At 62.8% G+C, this 26,918-nt stretch carries 21 protein-coding genes and 1 pseudogene; 14 read left to right on the top strand and 8 right to left on the bottom strand.

What is annotated here, in order from left to right; genetic code table 11:
* Window positions 1-245: 245 nt before the first annotated feature.
* The 8 genes and pseudogenes from DGN21_RS10280 to DGN21_RS10250 all read left to right on the top strand — a co-directional run bounded on the left by DGN21_RS10280 (window position 246) and on the right by DGN21_RS10250 (window position 10,370).
* Window positions 246-941, top strand: a complete 696-nt coding sequence (locus DGN21_RS10280; RefSeq protein WP_215824902.1) for a hypothetical protein — start codon at window positions 246-248, stop codon at window positions 939-941.
* Between the two features lie 333 nt (window positions 942-1,274).
* Entirely contained in the window at window positions 1,275-2,144 is an 870-nt protein-coding gene (locus DGN21_RS10275; protein ID WP_184577964.1) for an abortive infection system antitoxin AbiGi family protein, read from the top strand.
* A gap of 278 nt (window positions 2,145-2,422) precedes the next feature.
* Entirely contained in the window at window positions 2,423-2,848 is a 426-nt protein-coding gene (locus DGN21_RS10270) for a hypothetical protein (protein WP_184577967.1), read from the top strand.
* Window positions 2,849-2,932: 84 nt separating this feature from the next.
* Window positions 2,933-6,727, top strand: a complete 3,795-nt coding sequence (upx, locus tag DGN21_RS10265) for an anti-phage protein Upx (RefSeq protein WP_252374704.1) — start codon at window positions 2,933-2,935, stop codon at window positions 6,725-6,727.
* A 197-nt stretch (window positions 6,728-6,924) separates the two neighbouring features.
* Window positions 6,925-7,008, top strand: a pseudogene (locus tag DGN21_RS20165) (hydrolase); the annotation flags it as partial.
* Window positions 7,009-7,480: 472 nt separating this feature from the next.
* The gene (locus tag DGN21_RS10260) at window positions 7,481-8,557 is read left to right on the top strand and encodes a hypothetical protein (protein WP_184577970.1); all 1,077 of its coding nucleotides are present in this window, start codon (window positions 7,481-7,483) and stop codon (window positions 8,555-8,557) included.
* A 42-nt stretch (window positions 8,558-8,599) separates the two neighbouring features.
* Window positions 8,600-8,959 carry a hypothetical protein gene (locus DGN21_RS10255; RefSeq protein WP_215825219.1) on the top strand — a complete coding sequence of 120 codons (360 nt, stop codon included), beginning with the start codon at window positions 8,600-8,602 and terminating at the stop codon, window positions 8,957-8,959.
* Window positions 8,960-9,488: 529 nt separating this feature from the next.
* Window positions 9,489-10,370 carry an RDD family protein gene (locus DGN21_RS10250; protein ID WP_252374709.1) on the top strand — a complete coding sequence of 294 codons (882 nt, stop codon included), beginning with the start codon at window positions 9,489-9,491 and terminating at the stop codon, window positions 10,368-10,370.
* Window positions 10,371-10,652: 282 nt separating this feature from the next.
* Here the strand turns inward: DGN21_RS10250 and DGN21_RS10245 are convergent, their stop codons facing one another.
* The 5 genes from DGN21_RS10245 to DGN21_RS10225 form a co-directional block, all read right to left on the bottom strand.
* Window positions 10,653-11,456, bottom strand: a complete 804-nt coding sequence (locus DGN21_RS10245; RefSeq protein WP_215825239.1) for an SDR family oxidoreductase — start codon at window positions 11,454-11,456, stop codon at window positions 10,653-10,655.
* A gap of 43 nt (window positions 11,457-11,499) precedes the next feature.
* Complete coding sequence (locus tag DGN21_RS10240; protein ID WP_184577977.1) at window positions 11,500-13,029, bottom strand: GMC family oxidoreductase; 1,530 nt, start codon at window positions 13,027-13,029, stop codon at window positions 11,500-11,502.
* The gene (locus DGN21_RS10235) at window positions 13,026-14,384 is read right to left on the bottom strand and encodes an alpha/beta hydrolase (protein ID WP_184578051.1); all 1,359 of its coding nucleotides are present in this window, start codon (window positions 14,382-14,384) and stop codon (window positions 13,026-13,028) included. The genes DGN21_RS10240 and DGN21_RS10235 overlap by 4 nt, the downstream gene beginning before the upstream one ends.
* 282 nt (window positions 14,385-14,666) lie before the next feature.
* Window positions 14,667-15,311, bottom strand: coding sequence for a response regulator transcription factor (locus DGN21_RS10230; protein WP_024939961.1), 645 nt, complete (start codon window positions 15,309-15,311; stop codon window positions 14,667-14,669).
* The gene (locus DGN21_RS10225) at window positions 15,304-16,743 is read right to left on the bottom strand and encodes a PAS domain-containing sensor histidine kinase (RefSeq protein ID WP_104574319.1); all 1,440 of its coding nucleotides are present in this window, start codon (window positions 16,741-16,743) and stop codon (window positions 15,304-15,306) included. The genes DGN21_RS10230 and DGN21_RS10225 overlap by 8 nt, the downstream gene beginning before the upstream one ends.
* Window positions 16,744-16,959: 216 nt before the next feature.
* Here DGN21_RS10225 and DGN21_RS10220 point away from each other — a divergent pair, with 216 nt between their 5' ends.
* Both DGN21_RS10220 and DGN21_RS10215 read left to right on the top strand, forming a co-directional pair.
* Window positions 16,960-17,868, top strand: a complete 909-nt coding sequence (locus tag DGN21_RS10220) for a bestrophin family ion channel (RefSeq protein ID WP_024939959.1) — start codon at window positions 16,960-16,962, stop codon at window positions 17,866-17,868.
* A 14-nt stretch (window positions 17,869-17,882) separates the two neighbouring features.
* Window positions 17,883-18,797, top strand: a complete 915-nt coding sequence (locus DGN21_RS10215) for a universal stress protein (RefSeq protein ID WP_184577979.1) — start codon at window positions 17,883-17,885, stop codon at window positions 18,795-18,797.
* Between the two features lie 304 nt (window positions 18,798-19,101).
* On the opposite strand, the gene DGN21_RS10210 is transcribed toward DGN21_RS10215, so the two are convergent.
* A complete protein-coding gene (locus tag DGN21_RS10210; protein ID WP_126966741.1) occupies window positions 19,102-19,977 on the bottom strand; it encodes a LysR family transcriptional regulator in 876 nt (291 codons plus the stop codon).
* 143 nt (window positions 19,978-20,120) lie between these two features.
* Between DGN21_RS10210 and DGN21_RS10205 the strand changes: the two genes are divergently transcribed.
* Both DGN21_RS10205 and DGN21_RS10200 read left to right on the top strand, forming a co-directional pair.
* The gene (locus DGN21_RS10205) at window positions 20,121-20,990 is read left to right on the top strand and encodes an NmrA family NAD(P)-binding protein (RefSeq protein ID WP_126966740.1); all 870 of its coding nucleotides are present in this window, start codon (window positions 20,121-20,123) and stop codon (window positions 20,988-20,990) included.
* Between the two features lie 132 nt (window positions 20,991-21,122).
* Window positions 21,123-21,569 carry a GNAT family N-acetyltransferase gene (locus DGN21_RS10200; protein WP_126966752.1) on the top strand — a complete coding sequence of 149 codons (447 nt, stop codon included), beginning with the start codon at window positions 21,123-21,125 and terminating at the stop codon, window positions 21,567-21,569.
* Window positions 21,570-21,709: 140 nt separating this feature from the next.
* Here DGN21_RS10200 and DGN21_RS10195 read toward each other — a convergent pair whose 3' ends face one another.
* A complete protein-coding gene (locus DGN21_RS10195) occupies window positions 21,710-22,015 on the bottom strand; it encodes a hypothetical protein (protein ID WP_126966751.1) in 306 nt (101 codons plus the stop codon).
* Window positions 22,016-22,625: 610 nt separating this feature from the next.
* Here DGN21_RS10195 and DGN21_RS10190 point away from each other — a divergent pair.
* A complete protein-coding gene (locus DGN21_RS10190; RefSeq protein ID WP_102256747.1) occupies window positions 22,626-24,884 on the top strand; it encodes a methyl-accepting chemotaxis protein in 2,259 nt (752 codons plus the stop codon).
* A 243-nt stretch (window positions 24,885-25,127) separates the two neighbouring features.
* Window positions 25,128-25,403, top strand: a complete 276-nt coding sequence (locus DGN21_RS10185) for a hypothetical protein (RefSeq protein WP_126966739.1) — start codon at window positions 25,128-25,130, stop codon at window positions 25,401-25,403.
* A 337-nt stretch (window positions 25,404-25,740) separates the two neighbouring features.
* Here the strand turns inward: DGN21_RS10185 and DGN21_RS10180 are convergent, their stop codons facing one another.
* Window positions 25,741-26,769, bottom strand: a complete 1,029-nt coding sequence (locus DGN21_RS10180; RefSeq protein WP_126966738.1) for a Gfo/Idh/MocA family oxidoreductase — start codon at window positions 26,767-26,769, stop codon at window positions 25,741-25,743.
* Window positions 26,770-26,918: the final 149 nt, after the last annotated feature.

The following is a 26,918-nucleotide window of genomic DNA, read 5'->3' as shown; positions in this document are numbered from 1 at the left end:
ACATCGACCTCACCCAGCATCCTAGACCCATGACCGACGCCCAATCGATGTCTGCCTTGGGTCGAAAGCAGACATCCCTACACCGATAAATCTTCCAAGCCGCTGTTTGTTCAGATTCTTGCTCACCAACAGAAGCGACCGCCCGATTGTCCTTCTCGGCTAGAATGCCCAATAGCCTGCCGCTTCTGCTGCAGGTGGAATCGCCATCTGCTGCCCCATCCACGACATTAGATGACTGAGTGAGCATGTCTTTATCAGACGACGCACAGAATCGGATATGGCCACCGTATCTTGCCGATGATGCCGTACAAGAGGCGCTTGGCATTGCCAAGGACGTGGCCATTTGGAACGCTGAGCGAATCTACGGAGTAGAGATTCACACCAACGATCCCGGGCACATGGCCGTTACGGCCTTTACGGTCGTTCATGAACATCAAAGAGCCTGCTGCCAATTGACCTACTCTGGCCTTCTAGGCTCGGCGATGGCGCTAATGCGACCTTCCTTTGAGGCATTCGTCAGAGGTCTTTGGTTGCAATGGGCCGACGACAGCGAGCTTCATCGTTTCCAGCAAGGCGAAGATAGCTTGAACCTTGAAAAAGCTATCAAGTTGATCGTCGCTCGCTCGGGAGAGACACGCTACTCCGACATGCTTGCCATATGGCAGGAATCGAAGAAAACCCTACATAACTATGTGCACCACTCCTACCAATCGCTCATCAGGAGATCAGGGGAGTTCGATGTACCGCCTGAGGAAGTAGTGTCGCTTCTGAATTTCAGCTCCTCAATGGCGGTGTATGCATCGATTGAAATCACAGAACTGATGGAGAGGGGTTCAACGGAAGAACGCAAAGAGGCGACATTTGCGATCACGCGCACGTTGCAGTGGGAGCTCGTGCGATTCTTGAGCATGATGGAACTTGTCGAGCCTGAGAAGACCTGACTACCCTGCGCAAGCGGAGCTTGAAGGCTTCACCAAACGCATAATCGATAATGGTTAATGTCAGTTGTGTCATCACTGTTCATTTCTGCTCGGTAACGCAACCTGCGTGCCCCCCCTACCCTCAATAAATTTCCCGAATCGCATATGACTCAAGTCGGAGATCGTCGGGATCATGTAATTGTTGCATCAAACTTGTAAATTTGAATATCTGCTACGGTATCGGTTCATCCGGCCGCGGGTACCGCATACTTAATGGAATGCGCTAAACAAGCTCTTCCGGAAAGCAAACATCCAGATAGAATTCGGTTGCCGAATAAACAATCAGGGAGAACGATGACTAAAGACATCCAACAGACGGGAGCAGCACCCGCCATCTGCCAGAACTGTCAGGCTCCAGGTCTTGCACCGCAGACGCTTTTTCATTTTACCAACAAGCAAGCACTGCGCGGAATCCTCCAATCGAATTTCCGCATCGCATACTCGCGCGAGCGAGTCATACATAGAGGGGGTCAGATCGAATTTGCAGCCCCCATGGTGTCCTTCTGTGACCTTCGCCTGTCGGAATTGCGAAGTCACATGACGAATTACGGATGCTACGGCCTTGGCATGAAGAAGGAGTGGGCCGCGCGTAATGGCGTTAATCCTGTGTATTACATTAGCTCACAAGCTAGTCTTCCTGGTGACTACATTGCAGCCGTACGGGAGATTTGGAGGTTGCGAGAGCACTTGCACCCCAGGGCTTCGGATTCCCCCTTCATACAAGAGAACCAACAGGTAGCACCTGCCCTGCCTGATCAGTTTGATATGGACGGCACGCACTCCAAGCTAATGGAGCTGCATCGTTACATGAAGAATTACGAAGCTCCACTGTATAGGCAAGGAGAGCTCAAGAACGAGAATTACCGCTTCGCGGATGAGCGCGAATGGCGGTTCGTTCCGCCGTGGAACACTGTCTGGCCGCTTGCGGCGGCGCAGGCAATGGATGACTCTGATAAGAAGGCTTATCTAAACGGAGAATGCGGAAAGATTCCATTGTACTTTGAGCCTAACGACATCAACTACATCATCGTAGAATTCGAGAGCGAACGTGACGAAATCATTCGGCACATTGAAGAATCAAAAGATCCAAAATATGATCCTGCGGATGTCCGGCGCCTAACCAGTCGCATTTTGAGCGCCGAGCAAATAGCCAATGATGTTTAGAGGCTAGACGAGAGCTTCAGAATATCAAGCACCTTCCGCAGGCAGCCGAAAATTCATGCGGGTTCGTTCTGGGTTTGAAGCTGCTCCCTCCTACTCCGGATAAACCCATCTAAATCCTTCCCCTCCCGATGCCCGCTCTCGACCATCGGAAATCACTCCGACCCTGAGGTTTCCCCAGCTTTAGTTCTTAGCAGTCAAGAGTTTGCAGCGGCTTTGGTTTGCAAAAGCGCGCACATGGCGCGATCTTCGCGTTTACCATACCAATGAGGATCGGAGACATGCGCTCGAGCCAAGTATTGCAAAGATGCCTGAAGTCGGCGCTTTCGCCGATGCTTGCACTACGCCGGCAAACGTTGCTGCAGGCGGTCGAGTCGCTGCTGGCGGGTCGCCGCCTGGTGCTGATCGATCTGGCCCGAAGCTGGTTGGGAGTCGAACGTATCCGTGCGCCGCTGAAGCGACTGGATCGGTTGCTGAGCAACCCACGCTTGCACGCCGAACGTGAGCGCCTGTATGGCGGCATGGTGCGCTGGCTGGTGCGCTCATCCACGCCGGTGATCGCGGGCGATTGGTGTCGCTTTAAGGGCGATGGCCGCTGGCATCTGTTGCGCTCCGCGGTGCCAGATGGTTGGAACGACCGCTCCACGCCATGCTTCACGCGCTACGTCAGCTTTCACCGGAGGCCAGCCAGAACATGCGGTTCGTAACTTGAAAAAGTGGGGAAACCTCAGACTCCGATCCGATCGCAGTCCCCTTCGGCATAATGCACCTAGCAAAGCGAGCCCTTCCCCGTGACCGAACCCGAAGACGCACCCTTTGATATCCACGCCTTCGAGGCGTTCATGCAGGAGCAAATGCGCGGGGCCAGTGTGCAGGTGCCATTTCGCGCCCTGAGCGACGTGGTTCCGCAGCTAGTGGCCGATATGGCCGCCTTCGACCGGGACACCAGCTCTGCCCTCGTGGCAGGTCTGCTCACAGTACCTGCGTACCAGTCGTCCGGCTTGAGGATCGAGCTGCTCGCCGGCCTCGTGGTGCTGCATGCACGCGGCAAGCGCCGGGCGACGCTCGAAGACCTTGCACGATGGTTCGCGATGATCGGCGCATCGGGCGCCGCCGCAGGCGAGGACGCGGCCGAGGACGTCATGGTGACCTTGGTCACCACCTCAAGCGAGCAATTCAGAATTTTGGAGGGCTTGTGGGAGTCCGCCGGTTTCTACACGCAGCGCGTACTCGACGTCCTGTCCGGCATGCCGGACACGGGGATCTATCGAAGCGTGCGCGACAGCGTACGCGCACTACTTAGCGTCGCAGAAATCATGTGCATGCGAGCCGGGCTGCAGAGGTATCAGACTGGCTCCGATGCACGGCCTGATGCACTCGACATCGCCTCCCTCCCCACGGCCGGCGACCTGTGCGCCCGCGCCACGATCACGCACGCGGAACTACAGGAACGCGACGTCGCACTCGAGGAACTCGCGCCGTTTTTGCTGCAGTCCCAGCACATCGCGGAGCTCATGGACCAAGAACCCGGAGTCAGCGAGCTCGAACGTCGGCCGCTGATCAGCGTGCCGGATGGCGTGGTTCTGGCGCTCCCTACAGCCGTCAGCGTGGCGATCCGCCAACGGGTCATCGACCTCGTGCTGGGCACCCGTCAGGTCGGGCACTTCGACGGTCACTACGCGCGGGCACTATCGAGTGCTATCGCGGACACGACGTTGCTGGGATGGAAGTCAGGCTGCCCGGTGCTCTGGCACCCAATCGAGGGAGGCGCGCTCGCCGGAGTCGTCGTTCCCTTCGACCGCGGCCATTTCGTCGTACTCCACTTTGTGCTGCCGTCCGTGGCATCGCATGAGCTGACCTGGTTCAAGCGTCCCATCGACATCCATCCGACGCTGCAGAAGGCCCTCAACTACTCGATCGCGTCCAATACCCAGCAACTCGAGAGTCAGGATGACTTCCGGGGTGGGATGCATCTCGTCGTCATGTGCGGATGGGGTCAGGGCATGGTCGTCCCGGTGACGCGCCCTGACGACGCGCGTTGGCGTGGCGAGGCGATGTCGGTGGCTGACCTCGTCCGCGCCAGCAGCGTGGAAGACATGTCGATCCAGCGTTTGTGGCGCCTGGTCTCCGCCGAGAAGGCGCTGGTGGACGCCGGCGTCGAGTTGATGAACGTCAACGGCGTGCTCAACCTCTTCGCCTGGATGCAGGAGAACGACGGGCACCTGGTCCCGCACGGCGACCTCGACGATGGGCGCATCTCCCCGGAGCAGCGGCTGATGGTGTCCCTGCCGCTGAACCTGCTCCGGGATCTCAGGGCAGACGCCGATCGGAACGTCGACGCTCACGTCGGGCTCGATCCGCGGAGCGAACCCCATCATCTACACCGGGTCGATCGCGGTTCGCTGTTCTCCCATCCCGCAGCCGAGCGGCTTTACGCATGCACCGAGTGCCTCCGGTCCGGCACGTTGTTGGCCGCCTGCGAGGGGCGCACGACGCTGTGGCTCCGTGTCGATTCACCGGGCGTGTCCTCGCGCGATACCGAGTTCCGGCTCTGGGACATGGTCGGCCGTTGGGGTGCGTCGGTCGCGGCAGCGCTCGAGGACGGCACCGACATCGAAGGTGCGGTAGAGATCACCATCGCATTCGAGGACGTCCAGTCAGAACTGGACGCTGTGGACGCTCAGGTCCCGACCGATCCGCTCGAGCTCCTGCGGGTTGAAGTGGTCGGTACAGAGGCCGTCACCGTACACGCAGCACGCGGGTTCCTCAATGCATGGAGGGAACCGACCAACGCCGGCGAGCGCGCTCTGGTGACCGCGATCCTCCAGGCGGTTTTTCGGATCCACTACGTCGAATACTCCGAAGCGGAAGTCGACGGGCTCGTGGCGTCGCTTCTGCCCAACGAGACGGGCCGGCACTTCCACGTTCTCCACGCGCATGATTTCACCGATTTCGTCCGCGATGCGCTGCCGGGCGAGGTCTTGGGAATCGACGAGATCGAGAGCGCGACGCAGCGCATCGGGCTAGGCTGGTCAGTCCATGACGGCGATAACAACGTCGAGGGCGCGGAAGCCTGCGTCGGACTGCTGAATCGGCTGGTCGACGCGCAGGTGGGCGACCTGACAAGCCGCCTTGGTGAGCTCGATCGAACCGCGTTGGTTGAACGGCTTCTGCTCAACCACGAAGCCGCCCATGTCCGGGAGCTGCAGTGGCAACGGACGTCGGCGGCGGTCCTTGGCCTGCACGGCGATTTGCAGGACGTGCGCGATGCCGTGGTCGGGCAGCTTTCCAAGTTGGCCGGGGCCGCGATCACCAGCCGCGTTCTTGTTGAAATCGCCGCCTGCGAGGCACCGCTCACCGGTGGGCGCCTGCCGGATGACTTGCAAATTCAGGCGCTGCTAGCCCAGGTCGAGCTCGTGACCCGGTTGGGCGGACTGTCGGACGGAATCCACTACGGGGTATTGCGGCCACACCTGCGCGTGTCCGCGCTCGGCGACATCCTCCTTCGCGACGAGTTCGGGCGCGAAGTCGTGGCCCCTATGCTCAGCCAGGCCGTGGGCAGCAACTACGTCGACTCGGCCGGCGGCTTCCGTCGCCACTACGGACCCCAAGAGGGTGTCGACCGCACGGAACACCTCCTGGACTCTGAGTTCCTGGAAGCCTGGCAGGGGGAAATGGGCTTCGGCGTTGATGAGGCACGCCACCTTCTCGACGCGATCGAGGACTACGCGATCAAGCGTCGTGCCCCGACCTTGCAAATCAGGCACGGCGAGCTCGTTGCGCTTCTGGCTAGCCGATGCGACGCGGCGACCGCCGAGAGATTCATCGATCAGCTCCTCCTAGCTCGACGCCCTCGCTGGGCGCAGCCACCCCAAGGCTTCAAGTCGCGCGAAATTCTTCCTTGGCGCTTCGGGCGCCGCCTCTCGATCGTCACTCGCCCGATCGTGCAGATGAACGACGACGATGATGCCCTGTATATGCTCGCCCCCCGTCTGGTCAGAAGCGGCTTTTTCTATCTTCTTCGCGGCGCATTTCATGGCACCTTGGACCAGAGCTTCTTCCAGACCCCTGCGATGCGCGACGCGTGGTGGGGAAAAGCCAACGAGGGACATACCTTCAATGCCCTAGTCGCCGATCAGCTTCGCGCAGCGGGCTGGGAGGTCCGCGCCGGGATCGAGCTGACGGCCGTTCTCAATGCCAAGCTCGACCGTGACTACGGTGATGTGGACGTTCTCGCCTGGTGCCCCGGCGGCGAAGATGTCTTCGTAGTCGAGTGCAAGGACTTGTCGTTTCGTCGGAACTATTCTGAAATTGCAGCGCTGCTGTCGGATTACCAAGGCGGCTTCAAGAATGGCAAGCCCGACAAGCTCAAGCGCCACTTGATGCGGGTGGAGTGCGCTGCCTCTCACCTGCCCGCTGTCGCTCGCTTCACGGGCGTCGCGGCGCCGAAGATCAGGTCGTGCCTGCTCGTGGCCGGCCTCGTGCCGATGCAGTTCGCATCCATCCCGGCGCTGGAAGGCACATTCGTCGGCGATCTGGATCAGTTTGGGGCGCAGTTCGGCCAGTGCCGGTGTCCCGGTACCTGATCGAACTCCCTTAGGTCGCGCGGCGCCCGCATCACGCGACGCGATCAGGGCGTAAGAATGCATCAGCCGGCGCTAGCAGCGAGCGATGCGGGGCGTGTTGCGGGCGTAGGGTTGGCTCATCGCGCCGGGAGGCCGCCATGCCAACTGACCATCCCGTTCCTTCGCAGTAACTTCTCGACCCGTCTGAACACGCGTTCGTGCTGATCGACCATCAGTCGCAGATGGCGTTCGCGACCAAGTTGATCGACACCGTGATGTTTCGCAACAACGCCTCGCTGATCCGCCACGCGGCTTCGATATTCGGAGTTCCTCAGTCGGTCCACCTAGTGAGGAATGGTCTGGCGCCAAGAGTGTTCTCCAGGCTAGCTAGTACGACTCAGGAGTCGGACCTGCTGCGAATCTCAAGGTCCACGAGGGGTCGGAAGCTCCCCCTCTCCTAGTACTGATAAACCTCCCTAATGACCACCCAGCCCCGACAGCTATCTTCGGCTGGGTTCAGATGCGTGTCGCGGGTTCGTCATTGCAGGAGGTCGCTGCGACGCCAGCGCAGCCATGGCCCGCACAGATGCTGTCGCTGCTGCTCTTTCGCCGAGCATTGGTGCGCGACGAAGCGTCCAGAAAAGTCATCGTCACGCGCCGGGCGAGAGGCACCTGCTCTGCACGGGCAATGGCACTCCTGTTGTCCGCAATGGCCAGCAGCTCAGCTTAATAGCGTGAGAAGATTGCATTCACTGGCCGAGTGACAGGACAAGCATGAAGGAAGCATCGGGAATCTGCTATCTCAGGGGCGTGCAGCTGAAGATGTCGCATGGAAATCATCCTACCGACGACGACTGCGAATCGCTCGAGCACATCATCCACAATGCGCTGAGCGGCACGCTCAGTTCAAGGAAAATACTGTCGCATCGCGCCAACCAGGATCTCAATGAGCTTATCGACAAGGAATTCTTGAAGATCTTTGAAGGATTAACCTTGCGACTTGGTTTTGATAGGGACCGGCCGGGTGCTTCGAGCGCGCGAGGCTCGCACGGTGACTATCTTGTAGACGTCATCTTCAAGAATGACAGATTCTTTCCGAGAAAACCCTACTTCGATAAGGTCAAGCGAGTGATATATGCGAATTCAATGAAGACTGGACGGAACTACAGGCAGCACCTACTAAACACTAATGTGATTGCGCAAGGGGAAGATGTTGTCATCTATGACGACATGGCGGGAAAAGTGACGCTCCCCTTCGGTTTTGATAAAAAAATATTCAAGCAGGGATTTGCAAAAATAGCCGCTGGATTTGCAACGTACAATGGCGTATCTCGCGATAATTTAAAGCTGGTCATTGATGCTGAAAAAAGTTCATTCCGGGACAAGATTATCCTTGTGCCGTCGCTGCCAGTTAGCCCGGTTGAGTTCAATTTTGAGGTCAATGTGTTCAGGAGTGCGAGCTACCCTGTCCATGCGCTTGTGCTCGTAGGATCACGCAAAGAGCACCTGCTCTACTGTCACGTGGATCTCTTCAGTACGTTCCAGTGGTATGTGCTGCTTGATGATAGCTACGGCGGTGAGGACATCGACCACTCATATATCTGCAACCTGTCCGACGGCTCCGAAATTGACTTGCCCACGTACTTTCAGGGTGTATTGGGTAGCAGTGAATGCGAAGAGCTTGCGCGGAAATATAAACGAATAAATTCTGCGAAAATGTTCGAAATGTCCGAAAAAGGAACAGGCGGCATCTTAAAGAAGTACAATCACTTCAAGTTCAATTCCCTTTCCGCATTTGCCACCTACCGATTCTTGCTCCGCAAGTCGAATTCGCTGCGGGATGACGAGTGAAGGATATTTTTCGAGCGTATTAGCGCCGCCCCCAAGGTCTCTGTGACTGTGCCGCGTTGGCATTTGGCTGGGCGCATGTTGTCGTCGTGCCATCGGCACCGGCAATTGACCTTGAATCGGACGACAGCACGTACAGCAAAGCTGGGTGATGAAATCGGTCAGATATCAGAGGTTGCGAAAAGCCTGCTCGCCATGAAAGTGGAGATACGTTTTGTACCTCTGTTTTGTGCTCTGCTCAGTCCCTTCGATCAGCAGAACGCCATCATCTTCATCAAAGCTCATTTCCTGCCAGGCAACCGAGAACTCGCCATAGAAGTCATGATCGACAAGGTCGTCGATCTGAACTTTGTGGTGGTTCGTGTCGTGAACGAATCGCACCAGGCAGGATTCGATGTCGATTAACACCTTCCGGCGATTGACACAGAAACCGGTACCTGCGCGTAGCAGGTCTTGCTTCCAAACTTCAAGCCGTCCAGATAGCGCAGGGCGTCTATCAAGGCATCCCTACTCATTTCTATCGCATAGGGGTTCAGCATAATGGCCAGTGCCTCCAAGGAAATCGCAATCATAGGCAGCAGTCGTGAACGCTCGCAACTGCCCATTCGGCCCACAGCGCCCTCACGCGCCACCTGCCAACAGCTGACTTCTGTCCTACCCCCGATAACGCTCCCTAATCGATAGCCATATTTCCTCAAGCTTTTCTCCCCAGCCACGCCCGCTGTCGACCAGAAACGAAGATTTTGCCTGCCACCAAATTTCCGGAAATCGCCAGGTAAAGCTGCCGACTCGTGGTCTCCTTGACTGCAGCATGGCATCATCGCGTCCGGGAGAACACCTGACGGGGAACTACATGGAAGTTGATACTGCGCCTGGCGCGGCGGGTTTTTGGCGGCGGTCTGCTGCGTTCTTGGTCGATTGCCTCGTGCTTGGCATGGCTGGCGCGTTGGCTGGCTGGGCGTTGCTGGATGTGTTCGTGCGGATGGGCGGTTATGGGCGTTTGTTCGGATTCTTCGTTGCACTGACTTACTTCGGGGTCATGAACAGCGTGCTTTGCAAGGGGCAGACCCTGGGCAAGCGCCTGCTGGGCGTGCGCGTCGCTGGCAGGGACGATGCCCTGCTGGCACTTCCGCAATCGCTGCTGCGTTATTCGGTATTGGGTGTCCCGTTCTTCCTCAACGGCGCACAGTTCGATCGCGATGTGTTGCTCTCGCCGCTGCAGTATGTGTTGACGCTGCTGATCTTTGGCGGGACGCTTTCGATCCTTTATCTGTATCTGTTCAATCGCCACGGCCGCCGGTCGTTGCACGACCTTGTGGTGGGAAGCACGGTGGTCACCGCGCAGACACCGCTCGCCGCCGTCAGGCCGATGCCGGTGTGGCGTGTGCACCTGGTGGTGGTCGCTGTGTTGATGATCGCAGCCGCAGCAGTCCCGGCGTTTACCGGGCAACTTGCGCAGAGTGACTACTTCAAGGACTTGCTGGCGGCCCATGAAGCCGTCAGTGCCGAGCCGGGCGTGCAGTCCGCGCGCGTCGTGCACAACACGGTGTTCGGCACGCCGAATGTCGAATCTGTGGTTGTGCAGGTTAACCTGTCCGAACGGCGCATCGACGACAAAGCATTGGCGGAGCACATTGCCAAAGTCGTCCTCGCCAACGACAAGAAGGCGGCCGCCATGTCGGCGATCCACGTCACCCTGGTCTATGGCTATGACCTGGGCATCGCATCGTCCTGGCGCTCGATGGGGTATCAGTTCGCGCCGAAAGCGTTGGCGGCGGCCGGTGAGAGCGATGCCGCAGCGAGAAGCAGAAAGTAGCGCCTTCTGCCTTGCCGAAGGCGATGTCTGCGATGCGGCGTGTGAGGGGTATCGAGGGGCTTTGAGCGGCCGCGCGCCGCCGGTGGTAGCCCAGCATGCAGGCAACGCGTCGCCGTAAACGTAGGCGCCCCACTCCGCTGAACGAGCTGGTTTCCTGGGCAACGCGGCTGCAGTATTCCTGCAGCCGATTACACATACGCTTACTTGTCCGCACCTGGTACCGGGTGCAGAGACAGGACGCGGCAGCTTATGGGCTCACCGCATCTCGGAACGACGCCCGCCTCAACCCGCGATGGTAAAGACCGATCCCGAATCCACCCGGATCCCGGCGCCGTTGATGAAGCTGGCGCGCTCGGAGCACAGGAAGGCAACCGCCGAGGCCACTTCTTCCGGGCGGCCACGTCGCTTGAGCACCATGCCGGGACGCTCTTCGTCCAGGAACGATTCAATCGCCTGCTCGAACGTGGTTCCGTTTTCGCTGGCGCGCTTTTGCATCATCTTGTCGGTCATCGGGGTTGCGATAAAGGCGGGCGACACCGTATTGACCAGCACGTTGTCCGGTCCGTAGGCCTTGGACAGGCCCTTGGCCAGGCTCAGGATTCCTGCCTTCGATGCGCAATAGGCCAGCTCGTCCACGTAAGGCTGCACGGCATCCTCGGAGGCGAACAGCACGATCCGGCCCCATTGATTGCGGCGCATCGCGGGGATGGCCTGGCGGCACATGCGCACTGCGCCCATCAGGTTGATGTCCAGCGTTTCAAGCCAGCCGGCGTCGCTGACCTCCAGGAAGTCGCCGGTTGCGCCGGTGACGCCCGCTGCGTTGATGTAGATGTCGGGGTCGCCCAGTTGTTCTCGCACCTGCGTCCAGATGGCGGCGACGTCCTGCTTGCGGGTGACATCGCCCTCGATGGCGATGATCTGCCCCAGGCCCGACAGCTCGGCCACTGCCTGGTCGAGCGTGCCGTCCGGAAGATCAGTGATCGCCACGCGCACGCCAGCTTCGAGCAGCTGCCGCGCAGTCTCCTTGCCCATTCCCGAGTCGCCGCCACTGATGAGGGCGATCCGATTGTTGATTCCGAGATCCATGCTGAACTCCTGGTGGTAGAGAGAGGTGGTGGTATGCACGCAACTAGCGGGCGAGAAAACGCTCCGCCGTGCGCAGGCCAAGTGCCATCTGTGTCAGCGCGGGATTGGCTGCCAGCGCACTTGGAAAAATCGAGTTGTCGCAGATGTAGAGGTTGGCGATATCGAATGCGCGGCCGTCCGGGTCGACCACGGCCTGCTCCGGATCGGTGCCCATGCGGCAGGTACCCAATGTGTGTGCGGAGCGGGCGGCGGCGAAGATGCGTTGTGCACCTGCCGCCTCCCAGATTGCGTGCAGCGATGTGCGGGCGTGGGCATCGATCGCGCGTTCGTTGGGTCCGTAGCTGAAGTCGATACGCGCCTTGCGCTGGCCGAAGGCATCGTGCTCATCAGACAGGGTCAGCCGGTTGGCGTCCTGCGGCAGGCATTCGCCATTGATGCCGATGCCGGCCAGGCGGTTGTAGCGCGCCATGGTCGAGACGAGCTCCCTCCCCCACAGGCCTGCGCCACGTGCCAGGGTGTTGGCCAGGGTGATCGGCTGTACGCCCAGGCTCTGCACCAGATAGCCGCCGATGAAATCGGCATTGACCGGGCGCAGCATGTCCTCGGTGATCAGCGACGAGGGGTAGCCACGGTTCATGCGCATGTCCGCATCGAACTCTCCCCACACCTGAGTGGCCACATGCGCCATGAAATTGCGCCCGACCTGACCGCTGGAGTTGGCCAGCCCCAGGTTGAGCAGCAAGCGCGGTGTTTCCACGCCGCCTGCGCACAGGAACAGGCTTGTGCAACGCTGGCGCAGTTCGCGTCCGTGCTGTTGATAGACCACCGCGCTGACCATGCCACGCGCATCGCGCTCGATATCGATGACCCGGCAGCCGGGTCGCAACTGGGCACCGTGCGCGCGCGCCAGCGGCAGCCAGGTGGTATCGACGCTCACCTTGGCGCCATTGCTGCAACCTTGATGACAGGCGCCGCAATTGTTGCAGGCCGCGCGCATGCCGTAGTGCGGCTGCGCATGCGCCCTGGTCACCAACGCGGCAGGCGCGTCGGTGGCGGTGATGCCGAGCGTGCGGCAACCGCGCTCCATTGCGTTGGCCGACGCATTGCGCTGCGGCGGCGCATAGGCGTAGCTGCGCTCGGGATCCCACGGATAGTGCGCCGGCCCGGAGACGCCGATGAACTCCTCCACGCGGCGGATATAGGACAGCAGCTCTTCATGCGCGATCGGCCAGTCCATGCTGCGCTGCCCGGTGTGCGTCGACAGGCTCAGATCGCGCTTGTCCGGACGCGGGCAGAAGGCGCCCCAGTGCAGGGTCGAACCACCCAGGCCAGAACCGGAATTGTTGGCGCCGAATGCGGTGGGCGTCTGCCCGCCGCTCAGGCGCTCCTCCATCCAGTAGATGCCGGTGGTCAGCTCATCGGGCAGATGGGAGGCAGGGCTGAAGGCCGCACCCGCCTCCAGCACCACCACCGACAGACCTGCCTGTGCAAGCCGTGCGGCCAGCGGGCCGCCGCCTGCTCCGCTGCCTACCACCACCACATCGACCGCAGCGTCGTTGATGCCCCGGCTCATCGCAGGCCTTCGGCGGGAAGCTGCCAGGCTTCTTGCCGGTCGGCTGCAGTGTGCTGATAGCCCAGGCTGTCGATACCGACACCGCCAACCGCAAAGCCGTCGTATCCCAATGCGGCCATCGTGGCGGGAAGGCTGACCCAGGTCCGCACTGCTTCGGCGCGCACATCCTCGAACCAATGCGCCAGCTGCGCTGCATCCAGCCCATGCGCCGAGGAATCACCAGCCGTCGCGCGCGACACCTCGCGCAGCCAACGGTCCTGGATATCGGCAGACAAGCCGACGAAGCCATTGCTCAGCGCGTCGAGCGTGTCGAGCCCCAGCGGCATCGCCAGCCGATCGAGTGGCAACGCGGCATGGCGCCAACCATCTCCTGCGCCTTCGGCAAGCTGGACGTCGATCCGCCGTGCAATCGCGCGCGCATCGCTTTCCCCATCCAATACGCGCGCAACGACTGCGCCGAGTATCTCCAGTTGATGCTGGCTCAGCACGCCTTGCGCATCTGCGGGTGGGCCAGCGTGCCGGCTGAGCAGCAGCTTGCGCATGCGCGGGGCAACCCGGTCTGCATTGAGCAGCCTGACGAAGTCATCGGGCAGGCACGTGTCCTTGCTGCGCTCCACATGCGCTGCGATCAGCTGCGCCAGGTGTTGCGGTTGTTCGTAGGGGATCAGGTGCGCGGCATCGGCCACGATGGCGAGACGCGCATCGTGATAATGCGGCGCGTTCAGCGTTGTTTGCGCGGCTTCGCCGAGGTCGCCATCCTCACTGCCGGCGAGGATCAACGCCGGCACGTGCATGCAGCCGGCCTGCGCACTGCAGTCCTCACGACTGGCGTGTGAGAGCCAGGCGATCCACGCTTTTGCACTGGTTCGCAGCACATCGTTTACGGCCGCGTCCCTCACAGGCGCAGGCAACCTCGCCGCACAGTTGTCGTCGATGAACTGCTCGGCCTCTTGCCGGGTGGGATGGCCTTTTTCGAACCAAGCCAGCATGGTCTGTCGGCGTGACTCCTCCATCGGCTCCGGCGCTGGCGGTGACGCCGCGACCAGGATCACGCCGGCCAGGCCGGCAAGCCCGGCCACGCCCTCGCGTGCCTGCGCCGCTGCCAGGGTGGCGATCTTTCCGCCCATGCTGTGTCCGACCACAAACCAGCAGGTCGGTTGCCGCCGGATTACCTCTTCGACAAACCAGGTAACCAGTGCGGCGGTGTCGACATGCTGCAGCGGCGGCGCGTCTCCAAAGCCGGGAATATCGAGCGCCACACAGTCGAAACGCGCCTCCAGTCGCTGGATCACGCCAGACCACTCGTTGCTGCTGGACCCAAGCGCGTGCAGGAAGAACAGCGTCGGCTTCGCCATGTAACACCTCTCTCCATCAGGCGCGCATGATGACCGGCGCTTTGTCCATGCCTCGTGCAGATGAGTCCGACATCGTGTGATGACGTGAGGCTCGGCGCTTGTCCGGGAACACCACCCAGCGCATCCCGATCGGCATGCCTGCAAGGCGGCAGATCAGCGTCACACATGCGGCCTTGTCGCACGCCCTACATGCCAGCGTGCCGTTGCAACTGCATCGGGTTCAGCGGATAAGCATCTGCATCTGCATCGCTCGCCCGATGTCTTTCAAAGGAACAAGACGCCTCACACCAGGTCGCGATAATCCTGCAGGATCACCATCACCAACTGGCTGCGCGAGCGCACGTCGAGCTTGTTGAACAGCTGCTGGAAGGTGGCCTTGATCGCGCTTTCCGAACTGCCGAGCTGGCGTGCGATCAACTTGTTGGACTGCCCGCGCAGCAGGCCACGCAGCACTTCGCGCTCACGGTCGGTAAAACTGGGCCGGCTTTCCTGGGTGCCCTGGGCGACCAGCGATTGCAGATAACGCTGGTCGATCAGCACCCGGCCCATCGCCACCGCATGGATGCTGTCGATCAGTTCATCGGTGGAAACATCCTTGCGGCAGATGCCGGACACGCCGAGCCGGATCAAGGCCAGTGCGTCGCGCTCGGGCAGGCCGGCGGTGACGACCAGCGTGGCCGGACGGCGCGCCTGCTCGGCCTGGCGCCGCATGTAGTCCAGCGCGTTGTACTCGCCCATGTCGTAGTCGAGGATGACCACGTCCGGCGTCAGCGAGGCGATCTGTACGATGGCCTGCGCCAATGCGCCGGACTGCCCGACCACCTCGAAGCGGGCGTCGGCACCGAGCAGGCGCAGCAGGCCCTCGCGGAACAGCGTGTGGTCGTCCAGCAGATAGAGGCGCACCGGTGCGCGCCGCGACTCATCCATCCAGCGCCTCCGCATATGCTGCGTGCGCCAGCGGCAGATGCAGCTCGAAACAGGCGCCTTCGCCGCCAGGCGCGTAACGCAGCAGACCACCCTGGTTGGCCATCAGCGCACGCGAGATGTACAGCCCCAGCCCGGAGCCGTCGCTGTCGCTGCGGAACGGCTGGAACAGGCGGCCCGGCTCGGCGATGCCGGGCCCGGTGTCGCGCACGCTCAGCACCGCACGCTCCTGCTCCAGGCGCGCACTGACGATCAACTGGCGGCGTTGCGGTGGCAGCGCCTGCACCGCGCGCAGCGAATTGCGCGCCAGATTGAGCAGCACCTGCAGCAATGCATGGCGGTCGCCGTGCACCGAGGGGAAATCGGCCGGGATCTGGATCACCAGTTGGCCATCGACGTCCTCCCAGTCCGAACGGATGATCACATCCAGCTCGCTGCACAGCGTCTGCAGCCGCGTTTCATGCGCATCGTCGGGCAACTGCCGACGCAGGTTGAAGGACGCCAGCTCCATCAGTGCCGCCACCAGGCTACGCAACGCGGCCAGGTCCGGATCAGCGCCAATGGCCGGATGCCGCGCCAGGTTGGAGGTGACCACACCCGCCGCCGAACACAGGTTGCGGATCTCGTGCGACACCGCGCCGGCCAGCAGGCGATTGTTCTTCAGCACATCGTCGAAGTGCGCCGATTCGCGCGCGCGCACTTCCTCGCTGGTGTCGACCAGGATCGCGGCCAGGTGACGCTCGGCGCTGTCTTCGTAGACCGAGAACCAGGTGGTGGCCGGAAAGCGGGTGCCGTCGCTGCGGCAGCCCCAGGTGCTGGCGGAGGTGCGCATGCCATCCAGATTGGCGCTCATGCTCAGCGCATCGTCCAGCAGCGGCAGGAACTCGCGCACCGCGCGGCCTTCCAGCCCGCCCTCCTCGGCCATGTCCAGGATTTCGTGCGCGGCGCGGTTGGCCGCCACGATGCGGCCGTCGCCGGCCACGGTCAGCAATGCCGCCGGGCTGCTCTCGGCAAGCAGCCGCAATTGCCGCTCCAGCCGCCGGCGCAGCCGCTGTTCGGCACGCAGCTGCACGTAATGGGCCAGGATCACCCGGCGGGTGCGGCTGATTTCAGCCACGAGCAGCCCGCAGCCGGCATAGGCAACCGTCGCCATGAAAAAGCGCAGTGCCTGTTCGACCAGGGTTTCGTCGGTGACGAACAAGCCGCGCAGCACTGCACAGGCGATCGCGGCGATGACGATGTCGCGCCGCGACAGCACCGTGGCCGCCAGCACCACCGGCAGGATGTACAGCAGCCCCAGCGACACGCCCAGGTGCGAGTACCACTCCGCCCACACCAGCGAGGCCAGCATCGCCAGCGACGCCCACAGCGTCGGGCCGCGATTGAGCTTGACCACCTGTCCGCGCCACTTGAATGGCAGTCTCAGTCTGTCCATTGCCTACCCATGCACCTGCGCTGCAATGCCGCTCCTCTATTGCGGTGGTTGATGCCACAGCATCGTGGCCAGGGCTGCGGATTTCACCTATCGAAAGATAGGCCGGCCGCATCGTTCGGACGGTGCGCGCACTGTCCAACGCTGGCGCAAGGATGGCAGACACGACCGTGGAGGCTGGGTGTAATGCATCCACCCCACGTCGATGTTGCCTCTCCCATGATCACCCGCGATACGTTTCCGTTGCGACGCATCTGGCCCAAGACCTACAAGCGCCTGCTGGTGTTGCTGGCGTTCGACTGCGCCGTGGCCGTGCTCTACACCTTCTTCGGCTGGCAGTGGCTGTCGATCGAAGCCTTGCCGCTGGCCCAGCTCGGCTCGGCGCTCACCATCTTCCTGGCGTTCCGCGCCAATGCGGCCTATGGCCGCTGGTGGGAGGCGCGCCAACTCTGGGGCGCGCTGGTGAACACCTCGCGCGCCATCGCACGCCAGGCCCTGACCGCGCTGGATGTGGACCCGGCCGACCCGCGCCAAGCCGCACTGCGCGACGATATCGTGGTGCACCAGGTCGCCTTCGTGCACGCCTTGCGCTGTCACCTGCGCCGGCAGAACCCGTTCCCCGAGCTGGCCGGGCTGCTCGGCCAGGCACGCGCCGACGACCTGCGCGGCTATGCCAACATCCCCAACGCGCTGACCCTGCGGCTGGGCCAGCAACTGCAGCAGGCGCGCGACTGGGGCATGCTCGACAGCCTGCGCTGGTCGTCGCTGGACGCCAACCTCACCACGCTGGCCAATATCCAGGGCGCCTGCGAACGCATCAAGAACACCCCGCTGCCGCGGCAGTTCTCCTCGCTGCCGCGCACGCTGGTGAACATGTATTGCTGGCTGGTGCCGCTGGGCCTGATCGCCGGCATGGGCCTGGCCATGCCGATCGCCTCGGTGCTGATCAGCTTCACCCTGATCGCCATCGACAGCGCCAGCAGCGCCATCGAAGACCCGTTCGAGAACACCGTGCACGACACCCCGATGACCGCACTGTCGCGCGGCATCGAACTCACCCTGCGCGAAATGCTGGGTCAGCGCGTACCGCTGCGCGAAGTGCGCGCCATCGACGGTTTCATCTACTGACCACGGAGCCAGCCATGCAGACCACCCCCACCCACCTGATCTTTGCCACCAATTTTTCCGAGACCTGCCATGCCGCCATCCCGACCGTGGCGCAACTGGTGGACCGCCTGCGCGCGCGCCTGACCATCCTGCACGTGCATGCCAAGGGCAAGCGTGCGCAGGCCCAGCAGTCGCTGGATGCCTTCTTTGCCGAGGCTTCCAACTACCCGGGCTGCGAGCGTGCACTTGCCGGTGGCTCCGCCGCCGCCGGCATCGTCTCGTTCTGCCGCAGCCGCGACGACGCGTTATTGATCATGCCGCCGTCCGAGCGCACCGGCCTGCCGCGTCCGCTGCATGTCTCGCTGCGCGCGCGCGTGCTGCAGCGCGTGGCCACGCCCATGCTCACCCTGCCCTACGCCGATGCGATCCCGCGCGATGGCGCTGTCGGCGGTCACGTGGCCTGCTGGATCACCGGCCGCGAAACCAGCCTGGAATCGCTGCGCGATGCCGCGGCCCTGGCGCGTCGCCGCGGCGCCGACCTGCACCTGCTGCACGTCGTGCCGGAAGTCAGCGAAGGCCTGCTGGTGGACAGCCTGTTCAACGACAAGCCGCTGAGCGAAGACGCGGCTGCCAGCTGGCTCGGCGACCTGGTCCAGCAACTGCCCGACGAGGACCTGCGCGTGCGCATCCACGTCGCCGTGGGCAATCCGCGGCGCGAGATCGCCGGCCTGCTTAAACGCGCCTGCGCCGACGTGCTGGTGGTCGAACACGACGCCGTCGTCCGCCGTGGCGTCTGGCGTTCCTCGCTGCAGTCGGCACTGGCAAAGACGCCATGCGTGCTGATCTGCCTGCCGCCACCCCATCTACGCCGCCCGATCCTGGGCGCTGGTAGCGACCACGCCGATGCCGCGCCCGGCCGCCGCCTGGCCAGGCGGTTATTGCGCGTGTGAGGGACCAAGTGCTCGGCGCGCGGCTGAGTGCGCATCTGCAGTCGTCAGCTGTGCAAGGGAGAGCCTGCCTCATCGCGGCATGCATCCCTGAGCGCGAGGCGGTTTTACCGAAGTCATGACGCGGCCACGCGTCCCCGAACGAGCATATTCGAGGACGCGCAAAGCCTGCCATCAGCGTGTGGACCGGCTTGTCGATCAGCACTTTCGCAACGCTGTCTGGACCTCGGCGGTGGATCTGTCCAGGCGATAACGCGTCCACGCTGGCCGCCACGCAGGCTGGCGCGCATAAGCCGGATGCAGCGCCCTACCCCTTCAACACAAGCGACGCATCCGGATACCTGTCGCACATGAAGTCCACGAAGGCACGCACCTTCGGGGCAGCCAGGCGCCTGGACGTGTGCAACACCCACAGCGCCGGCTTCGCGCCAGCGATGGTGCCCCACTGCACCAGTTCGCCACGCGCGAGCTGGTTCCAGGCGATCGACTGCGGAATCAGCGCGATGCCACCGCCTGCCATCGCCGCGTCGCGGACCATCAGGAACGAGGAAAACCGCAGTCTTGGAATGGGTTCCAGGACCAGACGCCCGTCATCGAGCGTCCACGTGGTTGGCTGGAAGCTCGACATCACCACGGCGGGCAGTGATGTGACCGCGCTGCCGGTCGGCATGGCGATGCCGGGGGCGGCCACGACCACCAGCCGATCCTTGGCGAAGCAGCGCCCCACAAGACTGCTGTCCGGGCTGGGGTTGATGCGGATGGCCACATCGAACTGCTCTTCCACCAGATCGACCGTGCGGTCCTCGGCCACCACCTCCAGCGTGATCTCCGGATAGGCCGCGCAGAACTCTGCGCCGATACGTCCCATCGCCAGTTGCGAGAACAGCACCGGTGATGCCACCCGCAAGCGCCCACGCGGGCTCGAGAGCCCCTCGCGTGCCGCTGCCATGGCCTCGGCCACCTCGCTCAACGGCACTTCGGTGCGCTCCATCAGCAGCTGCCCGGCCTCGGTGAGCCTGAGGCCACGTGCGCTGCGCTCGACCAGTCGCACTCCCAGTTGCTCCTCCAGCTCGGCGATGCGACGCGACAGGGTCGCCTTGGATCTGCCGCTGGCACGGCTTGCCTTTCCGAGGCCCTGGTTCGCTGCGACCAGCGCGAAATCGATCAATGCATTGAGATCCATGGTGTTCCAGATTTGAAACCAGGCGTCTACATCTTGGCGTCTTCGTATTGGCGATGCAACGGCCTATCGTCTCGTCACCGCAACGCCAAGCGCAGCGGACATGTCGCAATGACGCCTCTTTCCATCCATAGCAGGAGATTCACATGAGCATTCTCGTTACCGGTGCCACCGGCACCATCGGTTCTCTGATCACCCAGGGCTTGGCCGACGCAGGCGCCAAGGTCAAGGCACTGGTTCGCCAACCCGGCAAGCACACTTTCCCGACCGGTGTCACCGAGGTGGTCGCAGACCTCACCGACGTCGCGTCGATGCGCGCCGCGTTGTCGTCGGCGCGCACACTGTTCCTGTTGAATGCGGTCACTCCCGACGAAGTGACGCAGGCGCTGATCGCCTTGAATCTTGCCAAGGAAGCAGGGATCGAGCGCATCGTGTACCTGTCGGTGATCCATGCCGACAGGTTCACCAACGTGCCGCACTTCACCGGCAAGCACACGGTCGAGCGCATGATCGAAAGCCTCGACATTGCTGCCACGATTCTGCGCCCGGCGTATTTCATGCAGAACGAAGCGATGATCCAGCAGACGATTCAACAGTACGCCGTCTACCCGATGCCGATCGGCTCGGCAGGTGTGGCCATGATCGATGCGCGCGACATCGCCGACATCGCGGTTGCCGAGTTGCTACGCCGCGACCGCGCCACCGCCGCACTTGAGCGTGTCACGCTCGAACTGGTCGGCCCACATGCAGTGACGGGCCCTTCCGCCGCGAAGGTCTGGAGTGCGGCGCTTGGGCGCGAGATCGCCTACGCGGGCGACGACGTGGCTGCCTTCGAAGCGCAGATGGCCGCCTACGGCCCCTCCTGGCTGGCCTATGACATGCGCCTGATGATGGCCGGCATCCAGACCCACGGCATGCGGGCGGCCGACGGCGCGGTAGAAAAGCTGCAGGCCATGCTGGGGCGTCCGCTGCGCACCTACGAAGACTTCGTGCGCGAGGCGACGGCCCGGGCCTGAGCGCAGGTGGCGCGGCAGGCGTGGCGGTCACGGGGCAGGATGTCATGCCGCTGCATGGCATCTGCGCGTCTGAGGCAGACTATGCAGATGGACACGATTCGGCCGTATCAACCTCGGGACTTCGACGCCTGCATGGCGCTCTTCGATGCGAATGTGCCGGTGTTCTTCAGCGCCGGGGAGCGTGCCGACTTCGCCAGCTTCCTGAGCCATCACGCCGCGGCGTGGCACTACCAGCTACTGGAGCGCGGCAACGCTGTCGCTGGCGCCGCCGGCTACGCGATCGGCGCCGATGGCACCACGGCGAGCTTGTGCTGGGGCATGGTCCACCCGAGTCTGCACCGTTGCGGCGTGGGGACGCAGTTGCTCCTGGCCCGGCTTGAAGCATTGCGCCAGATGCCGGATGTCCGGCGTGTCCTGTTGGATACCAGTCAACATACCCGGCTGTTCTACGCCCGCTTCGGCTTTGTGGTGCAGCAAGTGACGGTGGACGGCTATGCGCCCGGACTGGAGCGCTGGGATATGGCGCTCGATCTGTCGTGCTGCGTGCCACGTGCAGGTAGCGTTGGGGCCGTGCAGTAGCGATGTTGTTCACGGCGTATGGATGCCCGGCGGTCGTGCAGACAAGCAGCCTCGCCGTCCCATCGCTTTTTTGGGCTGGTCACCAGTGCCCGCCACCGGACACGACTCTCTGAGAATTTCCTACCGCTGAAGCGGCACGCCTATCGCGCTGCGTCCTTGTTCACCTGCGCGCGTGCGAGCGCGCTGGCCGATACCAGCAGATCCGGCAGTTCCTGGCGGAAGGCCTCGGCTTGCCCGGCCTGCAAGATCCCGTGAAAGCTTGCGTTGTCGAATACCGGCCTGCCCTGCAGGAAGAAGCCATCGCGGCCTTGCACGACGAAATGGAAACACGCCTGCCAGCGCGGGTCCGGGCTGGCCGACAACTGCACCATCACCTCGCTGCCGGCAGATGCGGTGCTTGCCGGGGTGACCGTGATCGTTCGCGCGGTGATCTGACTGCTGTTCATGCCGACCATGATCACGCTTGGGACGTGGTGGCGGAGTGAGCCGGTGATGGCACCACATGACATCCGGAGCGGAAGCGCCGACTGACCAACGTATCGAGACACCGGCCAGCGCGCATGCCTGACACCAGCGATGGTGCCAACCGTTGCAACCGCACTGGCACGTTTCTTCCGACGTGCCGGCAACGTTGCCGACGTCCTTGCGAGTTCGCCTTTGCCGACACTGCCTGCAGACACAAGATGCCGGCCAGGCGACGCAGCGGCAGATCGATGCGCATCGCGCCAGCAACGCTTGCGCTGGACGCTGCATCGCGCGCCGCCGACGACGGAATGATCAGATGAGTCATTCATGCAGCGGCTGCCTGTCAATCGGCACAGAGCAGACATCAAGAGCTGCGCGGATGCGAGCAGCGTCTTCAGTATCGTGCTGACGTCGTCGCGCTACCAGTCGGTTTTTTCCTGACCGGCGTGAATAAAAACGCACGCTAAATACGAGCCGAGATGATTGGTTCAAGTTTCCGATTCTTGCGTCGTTATCACGTTGCCGAGGCATTCACGCGAACATCACGCGACCTGCCGCCGGTGCCACCTACTGGACATCAGGACGACCCGCATGACCGCCTATTTGCAACGCTATAACGTCGGGCGCCGTCTCGGCGTCGCCTTCGGCATCCTGATTCTGTTGTCGAGCCTGCTGGTGGCAACCGGCCTGGTCACCATGGCCAAAGCACGACAGCAATTCGATTTCATCGTGCTTGACCGCATGGCCAAGATCCAGATCGGCAACGGCATGCTGGATGCCAACTCATCGATCCTGATCGCGCTGGGCACCTATGCCATGGCCACCAGCGACGAACTCAACAACGAAGCGCTGGCCACCATCAAGGCGCAGCGCCAGCGCTACAACGACCTGCGGGCCAAGCTCGATACGCTGCCCAGCTCCGAGGAAGGTCGCAAGATTCGCGCCGAGATGGACGCGCGACGCGCCATCTCGGGCAAGATCAACGACCAGGTCATGGCGCTTGCCGCTCAAAACGACAACGCGCCTGCGCAAGCCTTGCTCAGCGAAAAGGCACGCCCGGCGACGATGGCGTGGCAGGACAAGATCCGCGAACTGGTGACCCGTCAGGAAGGCCAGAGCCAGCAAGCCTATGCCGATGCGGTGGCGTCGATGAATCGCGGCAAGCTGCTGATCATCTTCGGTGGCATTGCCGTGGTGGTGATCAGCAGCCTGCTCGCCTGGCTCATCACCCGCAGCCTGACCCAGCCGCTTGCACGCGCCACCAACGCCGCAGAGGCGATTGCCAACGGCCAGCTGGACAACGACGTGGAAAGCGACGCCAAGGATGAAACCGGCCGCCTGTTGCGTGCCATGCGTGGCATGCAAAAGCAGTTGCAATCCTTGCTCGACGCGCAGAGCGACATGGCCAGGCGCCACGATGATGGCCAGACCAGTTTCCGCATCGATGCCGCGGCGTTTCCTGGCGACTACGGCCGCATGGCCAAGGACACCAATACGCTGGTGGCGTCGCATCTGGCGGTGCAGACCAACCTGGCACGCATCATGGGGCGCTACGCCATCGGCGACCTCAGCGAGAGCATGGACCGCCTGCCCGGCGAGAAGGCGGTGCTGACGCAGACCATGGACGAGGTAAAGGCCAACCTGTCTGCGATGAACCGCGAGATCAAGCAGCTGGCGCAATCCGCAGCCAACGGCGACTTCAGCGCACGCGGCGATGCCGAGCGTTTCCAGTACGACTTCCATGTGATGGTCGATAGCCTCAACCAGTTGATGGCCACTGCCGACGGCAACCTGCAATCGCTGTCGTCGCTGCTGCAGTCCATCGCCGCAGGCGACCTCACCGCGCGGATGACCGGCGACTTCAAGGGCGTGTTCGCGCAGATGCGTGATGATGCCAACGCCACTGCCGCGCAGTTGGCCGAGATTGTCGGCCGTATCCAGCACTCGGCCGTGTCGATCAATTCTGCCGCCAGCGAAATCGCTGCAGGCAATCAGGACCTGTCGCAGCGTACCGAACAGCAGGCCGCCAATCTGGAAGAAACCGCCGCGTCGATGGAAGAGCTGACCTCCACCGTGCGCCAGAATGCCGAACACGCCCGTCAGGCCAATCAACTGGCGATCGGTGCGGCAGGCGTGGCATCGCAGGGCGGCGAGATCGTGAGCAAGGTGGTGGGCACCATGGCCGGTATCGAGGCCTCGTCCAAGAAGATTGCCGACATCATCTCCGTCATCGACGGGATCTCGTTCCAGACCAACATCCTGGCCTTGAATGCGGCGGTGGAAGCGGCACGTGCCGGCGAACAGGGCCGCGGCTTTGCGGTGGTGGCATCGGAAGTCCGCACCCTGGCCCAGCGCTCCACCGCTGCGGCGAAGGAGATCAAGAGCCTGATCGACGATTCGGTCGAGCGGGTCGCCGAAGGCTCGACCTTGGTGCATACCGCAGGCGCCACGATGGCCGAGATCGTAGCCAGCGTGCAGCGCGTGACCGACATCATGGGCGAGATTTCCGCGGCGTCGCAGGAACAGTCGGCCGGTATCGAGCAGGTCAATACCACCGTGACGCAGATGGACGAAACCACGCAGCAGAACGCCGCACTGGTGGAAGAAGCCACCGCCGCCGCACGCTCGATGGAAGAGCAGGCCGTGCAGCTGACGCAGGCGGTATCGGTGTTCAAGATCAGCGAGGGCAGCACGCGCACCACGCGGCCGGCACCGCCGGTTGCGGCCAAGCTCAGCGAGATTGCCGGCCGGCCCGCCGCCGTCAAAAGCTTGCCACGCCAGGCACCTGCAGCGAAACGCGCAGTGGCTGCAGGCACCTCGCACGATGCAAGCGACTGGCAGGAGTTCTGATCTGCGGCATCGCAAACGGCCCGGCTCGTCCGGGCCGTTTGCGTTTGAGCGCTGAGCGCATCTGCAACCGACCCATGCGCCAAAGCGCTCCATTACCGCAGGTACGGCACGTGCACGAGGCCTTAACCCGCCCGGCCTATGCTGCGCCGGGCTGGACCGCACGCGGCGCTCTGTTGCGCTGAATATCGATCGCCGTTGTCGTCCATGCCCCCGGAAGATCATAGACATCGCAAAGGAGACTGTATGAAGAAGCTGCACACGCTTATGGCTGTCGGTTGCCTGCTGGGTCTGAGTTCGCCTGCATTTGCCGAGACCGCCAATCTGACCAATAGCGCCGATGGCGCCAATCGCGACGCGGGTATCGCGGCGGTAAAGCAGAAATTGCAGGACGCCTGCAAGTCGCGCAACGGTACCGTGGATCTGGATTCGTTCGAGGTGGTGTTCGAGAGGACCAGCAAGAACCCGGACGTCCCAAAGCCCTATTATGTCGACGCGAAAATCAAATGCGATCTGCCCTAAGCGCGGCCAACACAACGCGCCTGGCAGTGCCGAAGCGCGTCCATCGCGCATCGAGCACATAGATCACCACAAGGCCCCGCAGACGCGGGGCTTTGTTTTTGCTGCGGCCGGCCCTGCGCGTCGGGCGGCGCTTGAAGAGCGTCGATCCCTTCCTGTTAGTGAAAAACCGCATTGCGGCACGCTACGCGTTGATCGTCGCTCGCCTGCGCAACTTGGCAGACAGGCGGGCTCGCATCAGCTGCAATACCTGCTGCATTGGCAATGCGGCGGTGAACAGGGTGCATGATCGTACGCCGCTTCTGCCAGCGCGCCTTGGCTGCTGCAGACGCCCCGCCCGCTACCCCAGCTGTGCCCGCGCCGCATCCAGGGTGGTCATGATCTGGATCACTTCATCCAGCGGATGGAGTGGAGATTCCTTGCGCCCTTCCCCGATGTAACGCGCCGCGGCTGTCGCTTGCCACGACAGGCCCCCGTAGCCGCTGATTCCGGTCGGATCCATCCACACTGCGGGCGTGCCGGCGTGGTCGCTGCCGACCAGGCTCAGCGCTGTCGGGTTGTGGAACTCGCCGGCAAGGTCGATGCGGCCCTGGCTGCCGGTGACATAGGCGGTGGAACTGCTGCGGGCCACGATGGAACTGATCAGCGTGGATTGCGCGGTGCCGCCGTGCGACAGCACCATGGTCGAGAAGGCATCCACGCCGGTGTCGGTCAGCGCGCCGGTGGTCGTGATCGCGGTCGGTGCGCCCAGGATCATCGAAGAGAACTGCACCGCATACACGCCCAGGTCCAGCAGCGCGCCGCCGCCGAGCGCAGGATTGCGCTGGCGGTGCGTCGCATCGTCAGGGCCGCGTTGGCTCAGATCGGCGAACACATGGCGAAGCTCGCCCAACGCGCCATCGGCCAGCAGTTTCCGCAGCACCGAGGTATGCGGCAGGTAGCGGCTCCACATGGCTTCCATCAGGAACAGACCGCGCTGCCGCGCCTCCTGCACCAGCACGCGTGCATCGTCGGCGCAGGTGGTCATGGGCTTTTCGATCAACACATGTTTGCCCGCGCGCAGCGCCAGCAAGCCCTGCTGCAGATGTTCGCTGTGCGGGGTGGCGATATAGACGATGTCGACATCGTGGTCTTCGACCAGCGCCTCGTAGCTGTCATAGGCGCGCTGCATCGCCCAGGTGCTCGCAAAGGCCTCGGCACGCGCACGCGTGCGCGAGGCCACTGCGAATGGTCGTTGCCCGGTATGGCGGCGCAGCGCGCTCACGAACGCCGAGGCGATCGCTCCAGGCCCCAGCACTCCCCACCGCAACGCTGGCTCGCCACGCTGCGGCAGGAACAGCTCGGGCTCGGGAAACACTGTGGGCGTCATGCGCTTGGCCTCCTGGATAGCATGTGCGCGCATCCTAGCAAAGCGGGAGCAGCGTTCCCGGTGTGCCCGCCTGCGCAGCGCCATCGTGCGGTGGGAGAAACCGATCACGGCAGGCGTAACTTGCAGCGTCCTCTGTCGCCTGGCCGAAG

The sequence above is a fragment of the Xanthomonas sp. MLO165 genome, from assembly GCF_018831305.1.
Lineage (GTDB): Bacteria > Pseudomonadota > Gammaproteobacteria > Xanthomonadales > Xanthomonadaceae > Xanthomonas > Xanthomonas arboricola.
Note: the sequence above shows the minus strand (reverse complement) of the source record. Positions and strands in the feature narration are given on the sequence as shown.

What these genes read in the sequence shown, in the direction of transcription:
- DGN21_RS10205 (WP_126966740.1), top strand. Translation starts at nt 20,121, where the DNA reads ATGAGCATTCTCGTTACCGGTGCCACCGGCACCATCGGTTCTCTGATC.
- DGN21_RS10180 (WP_126966738.1), bottom strand. Translation starts at nt 26,769, where the DNA reads ATGACGCCCACAGTGTTTCCCGAGCCCGAGCTGTTCCTGCCGCAGCGT.
- DGN21_RS10235 (WP_184578051.1), bottom strand. Translation starts at nt 14,384, where the DNA reads ATGGCGAAGCCGACGCTGTTCTTCCTGCACGCGCTTGGGTCCAGCAGC.
- DGN21_RS10280 (WP_215824902.1), top strand. Translation starts at nt 246, where the DNA reads ATGTCTTTATCAGACGACGCACAGAATCGGATATGGCCACCGTATCTT.
- DGN21_RS10220 (WP_024939959.1), top strand. Translation starts at nt 16,960, where the DNA reads ATGATCACCCGCGATACGTTTCCGTTGCGACGCATCTGGCCCAAGACC.
- DGN21_RS10210 (WP_126966741.1), bottom strand. Translation starts at nt 19,977, where the DNA reads ATGGATCTCAATGCATTGATCGATTTCGCGCTGGTCGCAGCGAACCAG.
- DGN21_RS10225 (WP_104574319.1), bottom strand. Translation starts at nt 16,743, where the DNA reads ATGGACAGACTGAGACTGCCATTCAAGTGGCGCGGACAGGTGGTCAAG.
- DGN21_RS10250 (WP_252374709.1), top strand. Translation starts at nt 9,489, where the DNA reads ATGGCTGGCGCGTTGGCTGGCTGGGCGTTGCTGGATGTGTTCGTGCGG.
- DGN21_RS10185 (WP_126966739.1), top strand. Translation starts at nt 25,128, where the DNA reads ATGAAGAAGCTGCACACGCTTATGGCTGTCGGTTGCCTGCTGGGTCTG.
- DGN21_RS10195 (WP_126966751.1), bottom strand. Translation starts at nt 22,015, where the DNA reads ATGAACAGCAGTCAGATCACCGCGCGAACGATCACGGTCACCCCGGCA.
- DGN21_RS10215 (WP_184577979.1), top strand. Translation starts at nt 17,883, where the DNA reads ATGCAGACCACCCCCACCCACCTGATCTTTGCCACCAATTTTTCCGAG.
- DGN21_RS10260 (WP_184577970.1), top strand. Translation starts at nt 7,481, where the DNA reads ATGAAGGAAGCATCGGGAATCTGCTATCTCAGGGGCGTGCAGCTGAAG.
- DGN21_RS10245 (WP_215825239.1), bottom strand. Translation starts at nt 11,456, where the DNA reads ATGGATCTCGGAATCAACAATCGGATCGCCCTCATCAGTGGCGGCGAC.
- DGN21_RS10240 (WP_184577977.1), bottom strand. Translation starts at nt 13,029, where the DNA reads ATGAGCCGGGGCATCAACGACGCTGCGGTCGATGTGGTGGTGGTAGGC.
- DGN21_RS10200 (WP_126966752.1), top strand. Translation starts at nt 21,123, where the DNA reads ATGGCGCTCTTCGATGCGAATGTGCCGGTGTTCTTCAGCGCCGGGGAG.
- DGN21_RS10190 (WP_102256747.1), top strand. Translation starts at nt 22,626, where the DNA reads ATGACCGCCTATTTGCAACGCTATAACGTCGGGCGCCGTCTCGGCGTC.
- DGN21_RS10270 (WP_184577967.1), top strand. Translation starts at nt 2,423, where the DNA reads ATGCGCTCGAGCCAAGTATTGCAAAGATGCCTGAAGTCGGCGCTTTCG.
- DGN21_RS10275 (WP_184577964.1), top strand. Translation starts at nt 1,275, where the DNA reads ATGACTAAAGACATCCAACAGACGGGAGCAGCACCCGCCATCTGCCAG.
- DGN21_RS10230 (WP_024939961.1), bottom strand. Translation starts at nt 15,311, where the DNA reads ATGGATGAGTCGCGGCGCGCACCGGTGCGCCTCTATCTGCTGGACGAC.